Here is a 13,177-nt window from a genome sequence, read left to right on the forward strand (position 1 = left end):
TTCGAGTTTGGCTGGTGCTGCCGGGGAGGATTGAACTCACGACCTCTCCCTTACCAAGGGAGTGCTCTACCACTGAGCTACGGCAGCATAAACCGATCCGGGAATCAGCCCCAAGGGCCCCGTGCGGCGGGGCGATCCTTGCCACAGGGCATCCGGGAGTGCAAGCGCGTCGCGCGGATCGGGTGAGGAAAAGCCGTTGGGCCCTTGAGCGTCCAAGGCGGTAATTGGCCCGTGATCCCAATGACGTGCCGTTCGATCGGTCGTCGCGGGGGCGGCGGAAGCGGCTGTTCGACTTTAGCCCGGTTTCAGTTTGAGCTGCAGCATCTTCGGGGCGACCCGGCTGCCGACGGCGTCGGCGACGGCCGACAGCGTCCGCAGCGGCCGCATCATCACCTCGAATTCCAGGATCTTGCCGTCGCCGTCGAGGCGCATCAGATCGACGCCCTTGACCTGCAGCTTGCCGATCTCGGCGCTGAATTCGAGTGCGGCCTCGCATGGCCCGCCGATGAAGGTGCGGCGATAGCGGATGTTCTCCAGCACTTCAGCGACCGCGAGCATCACCAGCAGGGTAGCTTCGCGGCCCTGGATCGGAGATTGTACGGCCGGCGAATGGAAGATCACGTCCTCGGCCAGCAGCCCGGTCAGCGCCACCGCGTCGGCGGCCGGGAGTGCGCGATGCCAGATGGCAACGGTCTGTTGCGATGCGGCCGTCAGCGCATAAGTGTCGTTCAACATGCGACTCTCCGGATCCGGGGCATCAATGCAGACCAAGCCCGAAACAATGACAACCGCGACCATCGCCGTAGGCGGGCGAGGACGAACATGAGCGATACCCCGCCACGACCTGCGGATCCCACCGGGCGGCAGGCCCGGCTGCGCGACGCGCTGCGCGACAATTTGAAACGGCGCAAACTGCAGGCGCGCGGACGCGCCGGGCAGGCCGCGCCGCCGGACAGCGATCACAGCAAAAACGTTCAAGACAGCCCGCCTGGTGCTGCCGATGACCTTGTGGAGGGGGCCGCGCCGAACGTCAGAGGGGAACACCGATGAGCATCGACGAGACCGCGCGGGCGAGCGCAGCGGCGGCCAGCGGGCGTAGCGATCGGCACGACCAGACCTTCCCGGTGCTGACGCCGGCCGAGATCGCGCGCATCCGCCGGTTCGGTGAGATCCGGCGTTACGCCGACCACGAACTGCTGTTCGAGACCGGCAAGCAGGGGCCGGGAATGTTCGTGGTGCTGGCCGGCCATGTCGCGGTCACCCAGCGCGACGGGCTCGGCCGCGTGACGCCGGTGGCCGAGCAGGGGCCGGGGCAGTTTCTCGGCGAGATCAGCCAGTTGTCGGGCCGCGTCTCGCTGGTCGACGGCTGCGCCGAGGGCGACGTCGAGTGTCTGCTGGTGCCGCCGGAGCGGCTGCGCGCCCTGATGGTCGCCGAGGCCGATCTCGGCGAGCGGATCATGCGGGCGCTGATCCTGCGCCGGGTCAACCTGCTGCAGGGCGGCGTCGGCGGCCCGGTGCTGATCGGCTCGCCGAACTCGTCCGATGTGGTGCGGCTGATGGGTTTCCTCACCCGCAACGGCCTGCCGCATCATCTGCTCGACCCGGCGGTCGATCGCGACGCCGGCGATCTCGTCGCGCGCTATTCGCCGTCGCCCGGCGATCTGCCGCTGGTGGTGACGCCGGACGGCACCGTGCTGCGCAATCCGCGGGAATCCGAACTCGCCCGCGCCGTCGGCATGATCGGCCAGATCGAGCCGGGCAAGGTCTACGACGTCGCGATCGTCGGCGCCGGTCCGGCGGGGCTGGCGACCGCGGTGTATGCGGCCTCCGAAGGCCTGTCGGTCGCGGTCTGCGATCAGCGTGCATTCGGCGGCCAGGCCGGTGCCAGCGCGCGGATCGAGAACTATCTGGGTTTTCCGACCGGCATCTCCGGACACGCACTGACCGCGCGCGCCTTCAATCAGGCGCAGAAATTCGGCGCCGACGTGATGATCCCGATCGAGGTCAAGGCGCTCGACTGCAGCCGCGACGACGGCACCTTCGCGCTCGAGACCGACGATGGTGAAGCGCTGCGCGCGCGTTCGATCGTGGTTGCCAGCGGCGCCCGCTATCGCCGGCCGGAGATCGCCAATCTGGCGGCGTTCGATGGCCGCGGCGTGTACTACTGGGCGTCGCCGATCGAGGCCCGGTTGTGCAAGGAGCAGGAGGTGATCCTGGTCGGCGGCGGCAACAGCGCCGGGCAGGCGGCGGTGTTTCTCTCCACCCATGCGGCACGCGTCCACATGGTGATCCGCGGCGGCGGCCTCGCCGCCAGCATGTCGCGCTATCTGATCGAGCGCATCGAATCGACGCCGAATATCGAACTGGTGTTCAATACCGAGGTCGTCGAGGTGAACGGCTCGGCGGGTGGCGGCCTCGAACGCGTCACGCTGCGCAGCCGGCTATCGGCCGAAACCTGGCCGATGGAGGTGCGCAACCTGTTCCTGTTCGTCGGCGCCGATCCGGCGACCGGATGGCTCGACGGCTGCGGCGTTACTCTCGACCGCGGCGGCTTCGTCGTCACCGGCGCGCCGACCGACGGTGCGACCAACCAGCGGCCGACGCCGCTGCTGGAAACCTCGGTGCCAGGCGTGTTCGCGGTCGGCGACGTGCGCTCGGGATCGGTCAAGCGCGTCGGCGGCGCGATCGGCGAGGGCGCCCAGGTCGTCGCCGCGCTGCACGGCTACCTGTCGGATTCGCTGAACTAAGTGAGGTGTCTCACAGGCCGGTGCCGGAAGTAACACAGCCCCGGAAAATAATAGCCCCAGGCACTGAGTACGCGTCGCTGCAAAAACGCCGGCACTGTGCTCGCGTCGCCCTCACCCCAGCCCTCTCCCGCAAGCGGGAGAGGGAGCGCGTAGGCTGTGGCTCGAGGCTACCTGCCGAGCACGCAGTGCTGATCATTCCGGCGTGACAGACGGCGGCTTGTTCTGCATGATGACTATCATACGATATTGATAGTCAATTGCAGGAGCGGGCGATGGTTCTTGGAATGGATTTGACGACGTTCACGCTGATTCATGTGGTCATCAGCCTGATCGGAATCGCAGCCGGTCTGATCGCGATGATCGGTCTGCTGATCTCGAAGCCGCTGCCCGGGTGGACCGCGCTGTTTCTGGCGACCACGATCCTGACCAGCGCGACGGGCTTTCTGTTTCCCTTCTTCCAGCTGCTGCCGTCGCACATCGTGGGCATCATCTCGCTGGTGCTGCTCGCGGTCGCGGTGATGGCGCTGTATGGCGGCCGGCTTGCGGGCTGGTGGAGGCCGGCGTATGTCGTCACCGCGCTGCTGGCGCTGTATCTCAACGTCTTCGTGCTGGTCGTGCAGTCGTTTCAGAAGATTACGGTGCTGCGCGATCTCGCGCCGAACCAGACCGAGCCGCCGTTTCTCGCCGCGCAGGGCGCTACGCTGCTGTTCTTCGTGGTGATGATCGTTGCGGCGCTGCGGCGCTATCATCCGGCTCCGGACTACGCGCGCGCCTGATCCGCGCCGGCAGCAAAAAGGCCCCGGCAATGCCGAGGCCCTTCTGCTACTCGATCTCGCTGTGTCAGCGAGCCGGCGGGGTGCGCGTGCCGTTGTTGTTGCCGCCCGGGCCGACATCGCCCTGGGTCGACGACGGCGTCGGGTGATTGGCGCCGTTCATGCTGCCGGATGCGCCGGTTGTGGTGCCGGGGGCCATGGTCGTGCCCTTGTGCATTGCGCCGCCGTTGCCGACGCGCTCCGAGCCCATTGCGTTGCCGCGCGGCTCGGTCTGGCTTTGCGCCGACGCGGCGAGAGTGGTTGCGAACAGCGCTGCTGCGGCGACGCCGGCAATCTTGGTCATTCGGGAGCTCATGAAACCTCCTCTGAGATCCGTTGAAACGGTGATCCTGTCGTCTTGCATCGTGCGGTTGCACTGGCCTAGCAACGGTCGCCACCGCACACCGTTCCGAAGGAACATCGTGCCTCGCCCGCGGCTCCGGCCGCAGTTTGCAATGGAACACGAACCGCGTAGGAAGAACGCTAGGGGCTGCAATCGGAACGACCGGGGCCACAACGGATTGTTTGGGCAATCACGCTGGAGACACTCATGAAACAAGCTTTGAACAGTCTGCTGTCGCGCCGCCTGCTGGCGGCCTGCGCCGCGGTGGGCGCGGTGGCTGGGGCGAGCCTTGTCGGCGGCACGCCGGCTCAGGCCCGCGACTATGCGTATTGCCTGACCTCGCCCGGTTACGGCTATCCGGGCGACTGCAGTTATGCGTCCTATGGGCAGTGTCGAGCGGCCGCCTCGGGCCGGCTTGCCGACTGCAACCTGAACCCGCGCGTCGGCTTCCGCGAGCCGCGGCACCGTGATTATCGCACTTACGGCGACACCCGCTGGTAAGAGCCTTCCGCCGCCGCAACTGCTCGCGGCGGCGATTCGCTCCGGGCGTGGCAGCCGAAACGCTGTCCATGGCCCGCAAGCCCATGAAATAGCCGCAAATTCCACGCTTTTGCCACCAACGGCGGTTCTGCCGTATATGATCACGGCTCAACAGCGGGAATTGGCATGGATCGCATTCGGATTATCGGCGGCAGCAAGCTGCACGGCACCATCCCGATTTCGGGCGCCAAGAACGCAGCCCTGCCGCTGATGATCGCCGCACTGCTGACCGACGAGACCCTGATCCTCGACAATGTTCCGCGACTCGCCGACGTCGCGCTGCTGCAGCGCATCCTCGGCAATCATGGCGTGGACATCATGGCGGCCGGCAAGCGGCCGGGCGACCATGAATATCAGGGCCAGACCCTGCACATCTCCGCCAAGAACATCATCGACACCACCGCGCCCTACGAACTGGTCTCGAAGATGCGCGCCAGCTTCTGGGTGGTGGCGCCGCTGCTCGCCCGGATGCACGAGGCCAAGGTGTCGCTGCCCGGCGGCTGCGCCATCGGCACCCGCCCGGTCGACCTGTTGATCATGGCGCTGGAGAAGCTCGGCGCCGAGATCTCGATCGACGGCGGCTACGTGATCGCCAAAGCGCCCGGTGGGCTGAAGGGCGCGACCATCGAATTCCCCAAGGTCACCGTCAGCGGCACGCACGTCGCGCTGATGGCCGCGACGCTGGCCAAGGGCAGCACCATCATCTCCAACGCGGCCTGCGAGCCGGAAATCACCGACGTCGCCGACTGCCTCAACAAGATGGGCGCGAAGATCACCGGCGCCGGCACGCCCCGCATCCTGATCGAAGGCGTCGCCAAGCTGCACGGCGCCCGCCACACCGTGCTGCCGGACCGGATCGAAACCGGCACCTATGCGATGGCGGTGGCGATGACCGGCGGCGAGGTGCAACTCTCCGGCGCGCGGCCCGAGCTGCTGCAGGCGGCGCTGGATGTGCTCACTGAAGCCGGCGTCACGATCACGCCGAACAACGACGGCATCAAGGTGTCCCGCAACGGCGCCGGCATCAGTCCGGTGACGGTGACGACCGCGCCGTTCCCTGGCTTCCCGACCGATCTGCAGGCGCAGCTGATGGCGCTGATGACCCGCGCCAAGGGCGCCTCGCATATCACCGAGACGATCTTCGAGAACCGCTTTATGCACGTGCAGGAGCTGGCACGGTTCGGCGCCAAGATTGCGCTCGACGGCGAAACCGCGACGATCGACGGTGTGTCCAAGCTGCGTGGCGCGCCCGTGATGGCGACCGATCTGCGCGCCTCGGTGTCGCTGGTGATCGCGGCGCTCGCCGCCGAAGGCGAGACCATGGTCAACCGCATCTATCATCTGGATCGTGGCTTCGAACGGCTGGAAGAGAAGCTGTCGGCCTGCGGCGCCACGATCGAACGTATCAGCGGGTGAATGCCGCCGCGGGGGATGCTGTGGGTGAGTTGAAACTGATCGCGCTCGACCCCGACGACCTCGCGGTGATCTCCGCCCATGTCCAGGACGCGCGCGTCGAAACCGGCGACATCGTCTGGCGCCAGGCGGAAAAGCGGCTCGTGGTAGGACTGCACCGGCTGGACTGGGAGCAGACCCTGTCCGGCGAACCGGTGCCCGGTCGGCTCATCGCGGCGCTGCGGTTCGATCGCGTGCTCGCCTGCAAGTCTCGCAACATCGAGATCGACAAGCCTGATGCGGCGCTGGAGCTGGTCGGCATCGAGTTCTACCCCGGCCAGGAGCCGCCCGGCGGCAGCGTCGTGCTGATGTTCGCCCGCGGCGGCATGCTGCGGCTGGATGTCGAGTGCCTGGAGTGCGCGCTGACCGATCTCGGGCCGGATCACCTCGGCGTCGGAGACGGCGAACGCGATCCGTCCGAGCAATTGGGCGGCCTCGGCTGAGCCGATAGTCCATGCGCTCGGCGCCGATCCGGCAACCGAAGCGAAAGCCTTCCGGCATAAGGGTTGACGGCGGTAAGTCGCCGCGCCATTGAGCATCAGGCCCGCTTGGGCCGATATGCCTCCGGAAGCCTTCAAATGCCCATTCGTCTCGATAGCGCCAGCACCGATTTCGCCTCGCAGTTCAAGGCCTTCCTCGCCATGAAGCGGGAAGTCGCCGCCGACATCGAGGCGGCCACGCGGGCGATCGTCGACGACGTCGCGGCGCGGGGCGACGCGGCGCTGCTCGAAGCCACCGCGAAGTTCGACCGGCTGAACCTGACGGCCGACGGTCTGCGCGTCACCGCGGCCGAGATCGAGGCGGCCGTGAAGGCCTGCGATCCGGCCACGATCGACGCGCTGAAATTCGCACGCGACCGCATCGAGTTCTTTCACCGCCGGCAGCTGCCGAAGGACGACCGCTTCACCGACGCGCTCGGTGTCGAACTCGGCTGGCGCTGGAGCGCCGTCGAGGCGGTCGGTCTGTACGTGCCGGGCGGCACCGCGGCCTATCCGTCCTCGGTGCTGATGAATGCCATCCCCGCCAAGGTGGCGGGCGTCGGCCGCGTGGTGATGGTGGTGCCGTCGCCGGACGGCAAGCTCAACCCGCTGGTGCTGGCGGCGGCGTCGCTCGGCGGCGTCACCGAGATCTACCGCGTCGGCGGCGCGCAGGCCGTCGCCGCGCTGGCCTACGGCACCGCGACGATCGCGCCGGTGTCGAAGATCGTCGGCCCCGGCAACGCCTATGTGGCGGCCGCCAAGCGCCTGGTGTTCGGACGCGTCGGCATCGACATGATCGCCGGCCCGTCCGAAGTCGTGGTGGTGGCCGATGCCACCGGCAATCCGGACTGGATCGCCGCCGATCTGTTGGCGCAGGCCGAGCACGACGCCAATGCGCAGTCGATCCTGATCACCGACGATGCCGAGCTGGCCGCGCAGGTCGAGCGCGCCGTCGAGACGCAACTCACCACGCTGCCGCGGGAGACCATCGCGCGCGCGTCGTGGAGCGAATTCGGCGCGATCATCAAGGTCGGCAAGCTCGATGAAGCGGTGGCACTGGCGGATGCGATCGCGGCCGAGCATCTCGAGATCATCACCGCCGATCCGGAAGCCTTTGCGGCCAAGATCCGCAATGCCGGCGCGATCTTCCTCGGCGCGCATACGCCGGAAGCGATCGGCGACTATGTGGGCGGCTCCAACCACGTGCTGCCGACCGCGCGCTCGGCGCGATTTTCGTCGGGCCTCGGCGTGCTCGATTTCATGAAGCGCACCTCGATCCTGAAATGCGGGCCGGAGCAGCTCGCGGCGCTGGGGCCGGCGGCGATGACGCTCGGCGACGCCGAGGGGCTGGACGCGCATGCGCGCTCGGTGGGACTGCGTCTGAACCGGCGATGATTGATTCCGAACCAGACGATTCCGACAATCGCATCGTCGCGGTGACGCTCGACGAGGAATCGATCGGGCGGTCCGGGCCGGACATCGAGCACGAGCGCGCCATCGCGATCTACGATCTGGTCGAGAAGAACCTGTTCGCGCCGGAGAACGGCGCCACGGGCCCGTTCACGCTGCATATCGGCATCACCGGCAACCGCTTGATGTTCGACATCCGGCGCGAGGACGGCACGCCGGTGATCACGCATCTGCTGTCGCTGTCGCCGTTCAGGCGCATCGTGAAGGACTACTTCATGATCTGCGACAGCTACTACCAGGCGATCCGCACCGCGACGCCGGACAAGATCGAAGCCATCGACATGGGCCGCCGCGGCATCCACGACGAAGGCTCGCGCACCCTGCAGGAACGCCTCGCCGGCAAGGTCCGCATCGACTTCGAAACCGCGCGGCGGTTGTTCACGCTCATCTCGGTGCTGCACTGGAAGGGCTGAGGCGAAAGTGCGGGGCACGCCTTCCCGTCATTGCGAGCCAACGGGTCTGCGCACAGCGCCGCCCGATGACAGGCTGCGCGAAGCAATCCAGCTCCGTGCACTGCGCTGGATTGCTTCGTCGTCTCACTCTTCGCAATGACGTCGTGATGCGAGCCTGACCGGATGGCAGGACGCGCGCCGCAAGCGGTGCTGTTCGCCTGCGGCATGAACAGCGTTCGTTCGCCGATGGCCGAGGGCCTGCTGCGCAGCATCGCGCCGCGCACGATGTATATCCGCTCGGTCGGCGTGAAGACCCAGGAACTCGATCCGTTCGCAGTGGCGGCGATGGCCGAGCGCGGCATCGACATTTCCAAGCACAAGCCGACGACCTTTGAAGAACTCGACGACTACGAGGGCCTGAATTTCGACCTGATCATCACGCTGTCGCCCGAAGCGCACCACAAGGCGCTGGAACTGACCCGCACTCACGCCATCGACGTCGAATACTGGCCGACCTACGACCCCACCGGCACCGAAGGCACCCGCGACCAACGCGTCGCCGCCTATCAGGACGTCGCGGATACGCTGATGCAGAGAATCTACAAGCGGTTCGGGCGGCACAGCGGGGGGAATGAGTAGGGTTGCTACTTATGACTAGCCGGTCCCCGAGCACGGCGTAACCTCTCCCCGCACGCGGGGAGAGGTCGCCCGGCAAAGCCGGGCGGGTGAGGGGGCGTCTCCGCACAGCCGAGTCTTGCTGCTTGTCGCGACAAGGCCGGCGCACTGCCCGCGTCGCCCTCACCCCAGCCCTCTCCCGCAAGCGGGAGAGGGAGCCTGCCGTGCGCGGAGCGAGCGCAGTGCCTTATAACGTTGCCGTCCCGCGTTTAGCTCCCAGCGTCGATCTGCTATTCCGTCCGCATCGTCCATCGTTCGGACCGCCTCATGATCACCCGCCTCGCCGTTTCCGGCTATCGATCCTTGCGCGACGTGCGGCTCACGCTAGGGCGGCTCAATGTCGTGACCGGGGCGAATGGCGCCGGCAAGTCGAGTCTGTACCGGGCGCTGCGGCTGCTGGCGGAGATCGCGCAGGGGCGGGTGGTGCAGTCGCTGGCGGCGGAAGGCGGGTTGCAGTCGACGCTGTGGGCGGGGCCCGAGACGGTGTCGCGGGCGATGAAGCGCGGTGCGCAGCCGGTGCAGGGCACGACGCGGAGTACGCGCGTCGGCCTCAAGCTCGGCTTTGCCGGGACCGATTACGGCTATGCGATCGATCTCGGTTTGCCGCTGCCGGACGCCACCTCGCTGTTCGGGCGCGATCCGGAGATCAAAGTCGAGAGCGTATGGACCGGCGAACTGCTCGGCCGCGCCAATGCGTTCGCGGAGCGGCGCGGCCCGCTGGTGCGGGTGCGCGACGACGGCGGGCAGTGGCGCGAGGTGTATCGCCAGCTCGCCACCTCCGACAGCATGATGACCCACGGCGCCGATCCGCGCGACGCGCTTGAATTGCTGCTGCTACGCGACCGGATGCGCAGCTGGCGGTTCTACGACCAGCTGCGCACCGACCGCGACGCGCCGGCCCGCCGTCCGCAGATCGGCACGCATACGCCAGTGCTCGGCGGCGACGGCGCCGACCTCGCCGCCGCGATCCAGACCATCCTGGAGATCGGCGATCCTGAGGCACTGGATGCCACGATCGACGATGCGTTTCCGCGGGCGCGCCTGATCGTCTCCGAGCTCGACGGCTATTTCGAACTGGCGATGCAGCAGCACGGCCTGCTGCGGCCGCTGAAGGCCGCGGAGTTATCCGACGGCACGCTGCGCTATCTGCTGCTGGTCGCGGCCCTGCGCTCGCCGCGGCCGCCGGAACTGATGATCCTCAACGAACCCGAGGCCAGCCTGCATCCCGACCTGCTGCGCCCGCTCGCCCGGCTGATTGCGGCGGCGGCGGCGCATTCGCAGATCGTGGTGGTGTCGCACGCCGAGGGGCTGGTGTCGGCGCTGAGCCGCGAAGCCGACTGCCGCGAGATCGTGCTCGAAAAAGAGCTGAGCGAGACGGTGGTGCGCGATGGCGACCTGCCGTCCTGGAACTGGCCGGCGCGTTGAGACTTCACAGCTGCGGATCTGTGCGGGGGCTGTTGTCCCGGCTTTCGCCTTCCGATAGGTTCCGGCTCCTTTCCCGCCACCCGCCCGAATCGAAGTTCCGCATGTCCGGCCGTCCCAAACTCGTTCTCGCGTCCGCTTCGCCGCGCCGGCTCGCTCTGCTCAACCAGGCGGGCATCGAGCCTGACGCGCTGCGGCCCGCCGACGTCGACGAAACGCCGACCAAGGGGGAGCTGCCGCGCGCCTGCGCGACGCGGCTCGCCCGCGCCAAGGCCGAGGCGGCGCTGAAGTCGGTGCAGCTCGACGACGATCTGCGCGGCGCCTTCGTGCTGACCGCCGATACGGTCGTCGCCGTCGGCCGCCGCATCCTGCCCAAGGCCGAGCTGGTCGACGAGGCATCGCAGTGCCTGCGGTTGCTCAGCGGCCGCAATCACCGGGTCTATTCGGCGATCTGCCTGGTGACACCGAAGGGCGGCTTCCGGCAGCGGCTGGTCGAGACCAAGGTGCGGTTCAAGCGGCTGAACGAAGAGGATATCGACGGCTACGTCGCGTCCGGCGAATGGCGCGGCAAGGCCGGCGGCTACGCGGTGCAGGGCATCGCCGGCAGCTTCGTGGTCAAGATCGTCGGCTCCTACACCAATATCGTCGGCCTGCCGCTGTACGAGACCATGACGCTGCTCGGCGGCGAAGGCTTCCCGATCCGTCAGGGCTGGCTGAATGCCTCCTGAGATGCCCGCGGGAAAGCCTGCTAGGCCCGCCAAAGCCAAAAGCTGCCCGATCTGCGGCAAGCCGGCGACGCCGGAGTCGCACCCGTTCTGCAGCGAGCGCTGCCGCGACGTCGATCTCAACCGCTGGCTGTCCGGCTCCTACGCCATTCCGGCCGCGCCCGCGGACGACGACGAGGATTGAGCGGGGAAAGGGCCGCGGTCACGGTCCGACTGCATCGCCCTGCCGCCATCAGCGGCACCCGGTCGGGCCGACCGAACCATCCCCGATTTTCCTGTCATTTGGATGTTGCGGACGGGTGGACAGCGCCGGTTCGGCTGACTATAAACCGGCGCTCCCCCGGCATCGCCCGGGCGGAACGCCCAGGTAGCTCAGTTGGTAGAGCATGCGACTGAAAATCGCAGTGTCGGTGGTTCGATCCCGCCCCTGGGCACCATTTCCCAAGCCTCCCGCTGCGATCCCGCGATAAGGCTTCTGCCTGTCCCAGCGTTGCGCTTGGTCACCCAAAGCCAAGCCTGAACCATCACGACGTTGCATTGGTCGGTGCAGCAGTCGTTCGACACGTCCTCAGCTCGCGATGAACGGATGAAGCTGCGGGATGATGGCTGCGACGACCTGCAGATGACCGGAGACGACGCCGCGCAGCGTGGTCATTTCATCGGCAATTGCCTGCAGTTTGCCCGCGGGGCCTTGGACGAGAAGCACTTCCAGCGTGCGGTGATTGGTCAGATGCACGTGAAAGGACGAGATCACCTCGTCGATATGGGCGCGCTGCAGGTCGGCCAGCCGCTGTTCCACTCCGGTCGATAGATGATCGTAAAACAGCGTGATGGTGCCGACCATGACGTCGTCGCCGACCGCGTATTGATGGTCCGCCAGTGAGCGCGCCAGGGCCTCGGCAACTGCTTGAGAACGGCTGGCAAATCCGCGCTTCGCGACCATCGCATCGAGGTCGGCCACCAGCGCTTCGGGCAGCGACAGGCTGATCCGGTCGACGAGCGGACGGCGCTCTGCCTGCGGACCTTTCGAACGGCGAGGCCGACCCGGGTTGGTGTGCTCCGGCTTGTTTTGCATCGGCTTCCCCTGGCTTTGGCACGGTGTGTGCATACAAGATCGTAATACGATTTACCGTTTTCGTATTAACGTCAACAGGAGAATGGCATGCGTTCCTTCGTCAGGTTGATCCGCGTCGCGGTGGTCGTGGCGCTCGCCGCGTCAGCGTCGCTTTTGTCGGTGTCCCGCGGCATGGCGGCCGAGCCGCTGCGCGTCGGTTACAGCGACTGGCCTGGCTGGGTTGCGTGGCAGGTCGCGATCGACAAGGGCTGGTTCAAGGAAGCCGGCGTCGACGTGAAGTTCGAATGGTTCGACTACTCGGCTTCGATGGAGGCGTTCGGCGCCGGCAAGATCGACGCGGTCACCGTCACCAATGGCGACACGCTGGTGATGGGCGCCGGCGGCGCCAAGGGCGTGATGATCATGCTGACCGACTACTCGAACGGCAACGACATGATCGTCGGCAAGCCGGGCCTCAAAACTCTGGCCGATCTCAAGGGCAAGAAAGTCGGGCTCGAAAGCGGTCTCGTCGAGCACCTGCTGATCCTCAACGGTTTGCAGAAGGCCGGCCTCAAGGACACCGACGTCGAGATCGTCAACGTCAAGACCAACGACACCCCGCAGGTGTTCACCGACGCCGGTATCGCGGCGGTGGGCGCATGGCAGCCGGTGGCCGGACAGGCGATGAAAGCCGCCCCGGGCGCCAAGCCGCTCTACACCTCGGCCGACCAGCCCGGCCTGATCTACGACGTCGTCACCGTCTCGCCGACCAGCTTCGCTGCGCGCAAAGCGGATTGGGCGAAACTCGTGAAGGTGTGGGACCGGGTCGTGGCCTTCATCAACGATCCCAAGACTCAGCCGGAAGCGGTGAAGATGATGGCGACGCGTAGCGGCGTGCCGCCCGAGGAGTATGTGCGCTTTCTGAAGGGCACCAAGCTGCTCAGCCTCGCCGATGGCGCCAAGGTGTTCAAGGACGCCGACGGTTTCGGCTCGCTGTACGGCTCCTCGCGCTATGCCGACGCCTTCAACGTCAAGTTCGAGGTCTACAAGACCGCGCAGGACGTGA

15 protein-coding genes and 2 tRNA genes are annotated in these 13,177 nt (G+C 67.0%); 13 read left to right on the forward strand and 4 right to left on the reverse strand.

Annotated features, from left to right (window positions below; translation table 11 throughout):
* Positions 1 to 12: 12 nt before the first annotated feature.
* Together ACOJTD_RS22560 and ACOJTD_RS22565 are read right to left on the reverse strand one after the other, a co-directional pair.
* Positions 13 to 87, reverse strand: a tRNA-Thr gene (locus tag ACOJTD_RS22560).
* Positions 88 to 294: 207 nt separating this feature from the next.
* Positions 295 to 963 (reverse strand): nuclear transport factor 2 family protein, encoded by a 669-nt coding sequence (locus ACOJTD_RS22565; protein WP_420135083.1) that lies wholly within the window; start codon positions 961 to 963, stop codon positions 295 to 297.
* 83 nt (positions 964 to 1,046) lie between these two features.
* Here ACOJTD_RS22565 and ACOJTD_RS22570 point away from each other — a divergent pair, with 83 nt between their 5' ends.
* A complete protein-coding gene (locus ACOJTD_RS22570; protein ID WP_420135084.1) occupies positions 1,047 to 2,747 on the forward strand; it encodes an FAD-dependent oxidoreductase in 1,701 nt (566 codons plus the stop codon).
* A gap of 272 nt (positions 2,748 to 3,019) precedes the next feature.
* Entirely contained in the window at positions 3,020 to 3,523 is a 504-nt protein-coding gene (locus tag ACOJTD_RS22575; RefSeq protein ID WP_420135085.1) for a hypothetical protein, read from the forward strand.
* Positions 3,524 to 3,587: 64 nt separating this feature from the next.
* Here the strand turns inward: ACOJTD_RS22575 and ACOJTD_RS22580 are convergent, their stop codons facing one another.
* The gene (locus tag ACOJTD_RS22580; protein WP_420135086.1) at positions 3,588 to 3,875 is read right to left on the reverse strand and encodes a hypothetical protein; all 288 of its coding nucleotides are present in this window, start codon (positions 3,873 to 3,875) and stop codon (positions 3,588 to 3,590) included.
* A gap of 234 nt (positions 3,876 to 4,109) precedes the next feature.
* On the opposite strand from ACOJTD_RS22580, the gene ACOJTD_RS22585 reads away from it, so the two are divergent.
* The 10 genes from ACOJTD_RS22585 to ACOJTD_RS22630 all read left to right on the forward strand — a co-directional run bounded on the left by ACOJTD_RS22585 (position 4,110) and on the right by ACOJTD_RS22630 (position 11,494).
* Positions 4,110 to 4,403 (forward strand): DUF3551 domain-containing protein, encoded by a 294-nt coding sequence (locus tag ACOJTD_RS22585; protein WP_420135087.1) that lies wholly within the window; start codon positions 4,110 to 4,112, stop codon positions 4,401 to 4,403.
* Positions 4,404 to 4,568: 165 nt separating this feature from the next.
* Positions 4,569 to 5,858: a UDP-N-acetylglucosamine 1-carboxyvinyltransferase gene (gene murA, locus ACOJTD_RS22590; RefSeq protein WP_420135088.1), complete on the forward strand. Its 1,290-nt coding sequence runs from the start codon at positions 4,569 to 4,571 to the stop codon at positions 5,856 to 5,858.
* A gap of 20 nt (positions 5,859 to 5,878) precedes the next feature.
* Complete coding sequence (locus ACOJTD_RS22595; protein ID WP_420135098.1) at positions 5,879 to 6,337, forward strand: DUF2948 family protein; 459 nt, start codon at positions 5,879 to 5,881, stop codon at positions 6,335 to 6,337.
* A gap of 135 nt (positions 6,338 to 6,472) precedes the next feature.
* Positions 6,473 to 7,768 (forward strand): histidinol dehydrogenase, encoded by a 1,296-nt coding sequence (gene hisD / locus ACOJTD_RS22600; protein ID WP_420135089.1) that lies wholly within the window; start codon positions 6,473 to 6,475, stop codon positions 7,766 to 7,768.
* Positions 7,765 to 8,256, forward strand: a complete 492-nt coding sequence (locus ACOJTD_RS22605) for a UPF0262 family protein (RefSeq protein WP_420135090.1) — start codon at positions 7,765 to 7,767, stop codon at positions 8,254 to 8,256. The genes hisD and ACOJTD_RS22605 overlap by 4 nt, the downstream gene beginning before the upstream one ends.
* A 162-nt stretch (positions 8,257 to 8,418) precedes the next feature.
* The gene (locus ACOJTD_RS22610) at positions 8,419 to 8,874 is read left to right on the forward strand and encodes a low molecular weight phosphatase family protein (protein WP_420135091.1); all 456 of its coding nucleotides are present in this window, start codon (positions 8,419 to 8,421) and stop codon (positions 8,872 to 8,874) included.
* Positions 8,875 to 9,177: 303 nt separating this feature from the next.
* Complete coding sequence (locus ACOJTD_RS22615; protein WP_420135092.1) at positions 9,178 to 10,335, forward strand: AAA family ATPase; 1,158 nt, start codon at positions 9,178 to 9,180, stop codon at positions 10,333 to 10,335.
* Between the two features lie 101 nt (positions 10,336 to 10,436).
* Positions 10,437 to 11,060 carry a Maf-like protein gene (locus tag ACOJTD_RS22620; protein WP_420135093.1) on the forward strand — a complete coding sequence of 208 codons (624 nt, stop codon included), beginning with the start codon at positions 10,437 to 10,439 and terminating at the stop codon, positions 11,058 to 11,060.
* A 1-nt stretch (position 11,061) separates the two neighbouring features.
* A complete protein-coding gene (yacG, locus tag ACOJTD_RS22625; RefSeq protein WP_420135094.1) occupies positions 11,062 to 11,241 on the forward strand; it encodes a DNA gyrase inhibitor YacG in 180 nt (59 codons plus the stop codon).
* 177 nt (positions 11,242 to 11,418) lie between these two features.
* Positions 11,419 to 11,494 (forward strand) — tRNA-Phe (locus tag ACOJTD_RS22630).
* 131 nt (positions 11,495 to 11,625) lie between these two features.
* On the opposite strand, the gene nikR is transcribed toward ACOJTD_RS22630, so the two are convergent.
* Positions 11,626 to 12,132 (reverse strand): nickel-responsive transcriptional regulator NikR, encoded by a 507-nt coding sequence (gene nikR / locus ACOJTD_RS22635; RefSeq protein ID WP_420135095.1) that lies wholly within the window; start codon positions 12,130 to 12,132, stop codon positions 11,626 to 11,628.
* Between the two features lie 87 nt (positions 12,133 to 12,219).
* On the opposite strand from nikR, the gene ACOJTD_RS22640 reads away from it, so the two are divergent.
* Positions 12,220 to 13,177, forward strand: a 958-nt coding sequence (locus tag ACOJTD_RS22640) for an ABC transporter substrate-binding protein (protein WP_420135096.1), incomplete at its 3' end; no start/stop codon positions are given.

The sequence above is a fragment of the Rhodopseudomonas sp. genome (genome assembly GCF_048594845.1).
Lineage (GTDB): Bacteria > Pseudomonadota > Alphaproteobacteria > Rhizobiales > Xanthobacteraceae > Rhodopseudomonas.

What these genes read in the sequence shown, in the direction of transcription:
- ACOJTD_RS22570 (WP_420135084.1), top strand. Translation starts at nt 1,047, where the DNA reads ATGAGCATCGACGAGACCGCGCGGGCGAGCGCAGCGGCGGCCAGCGGG.
- ACOJTD_RS22575 (WP_420135085.1), top strand. Translation starts at nt 3,020, where the DNA reads ATGGTTCTTGGAATGGATTTGACGACGTTCACGCTGATTCATGTGGTC.
- ACOJTD_RS22580 (WP_420135086.1), bottom strand. Translation starts at nt 3,875, where the DNA reads ATGAGCTCCCGAATGACCAAGATTGCCGGCGTCGCCGCAGCAGCGCTG.
- ACOJTD_RS22585 (WP_420135087.1), top strand. Translation starts at nt 4,110, where the DNA reads ATGAAACAAGCTTTGAACAGTCTGCTGTCGCGCCGCCTGCTGGCGGCC.
- murA (WP_420135088.1), top strand. Translation starts at nt 4,569, where the DNA reads ATGGATCGCATTCGGATTATCGGCGGCAGCAAGCTGCACGGCACCATC.
- hisD (WP_420135089.1), top strand. Translation starts at nt 6,473, where the DNA reads ATGCCCATTCGTCTCGATAGCGCCAGCACCGATTTCGCCTCGCAGTTC.
- ACOJTD_RS22605 (WP_420135090.1), top strand. Translation starts at nt 7,765, where the DNA reads ATGATTGATTCCGAACCAGACGATTCCGACAATCGCATCGTCGCGGTG.
- ACOJTD_RS22610 (WP_420135091.1), top strand. Translation starts at nt 8,419, where the DNA reads ATGGCAGGACGCGCGCCGCAAGCGGTGCTGTTCGCCTGCGGCATGAAC.
- ACOJTD_RS22615 (WP_420135092.1), top strand. Translation starts at nt 9,178, where the DNA reads ATGATCACCCGCCTCGCCGTTTCCGGCTATCGATCCTTGCGCGACGTG.
- ACOJTD_RS22620 (WP_420135093.1), top strand. Translation starts at nt 10,437, where the DNA reads ATGTCCGGCCGTCCCAAACTCGTTCTCGCGTCCGCTTCGCCGCGCCGG.
- yacG (WP_420135094.1), top strand. Translation starts at nt 11,062, where the DNA reads ATGCCCGCGGGAAAGCCTGCTAGGCCCGCCAAAGCCAAAAGCTGCCCG.
- nikR (WP_420135095.1), bottom strand. Translation starts at nt 12,132, where the DNA reads ATGCAAAACAAGCCGGAGCACACCAACCCGGGTCGGCCTCGCCGTTCG.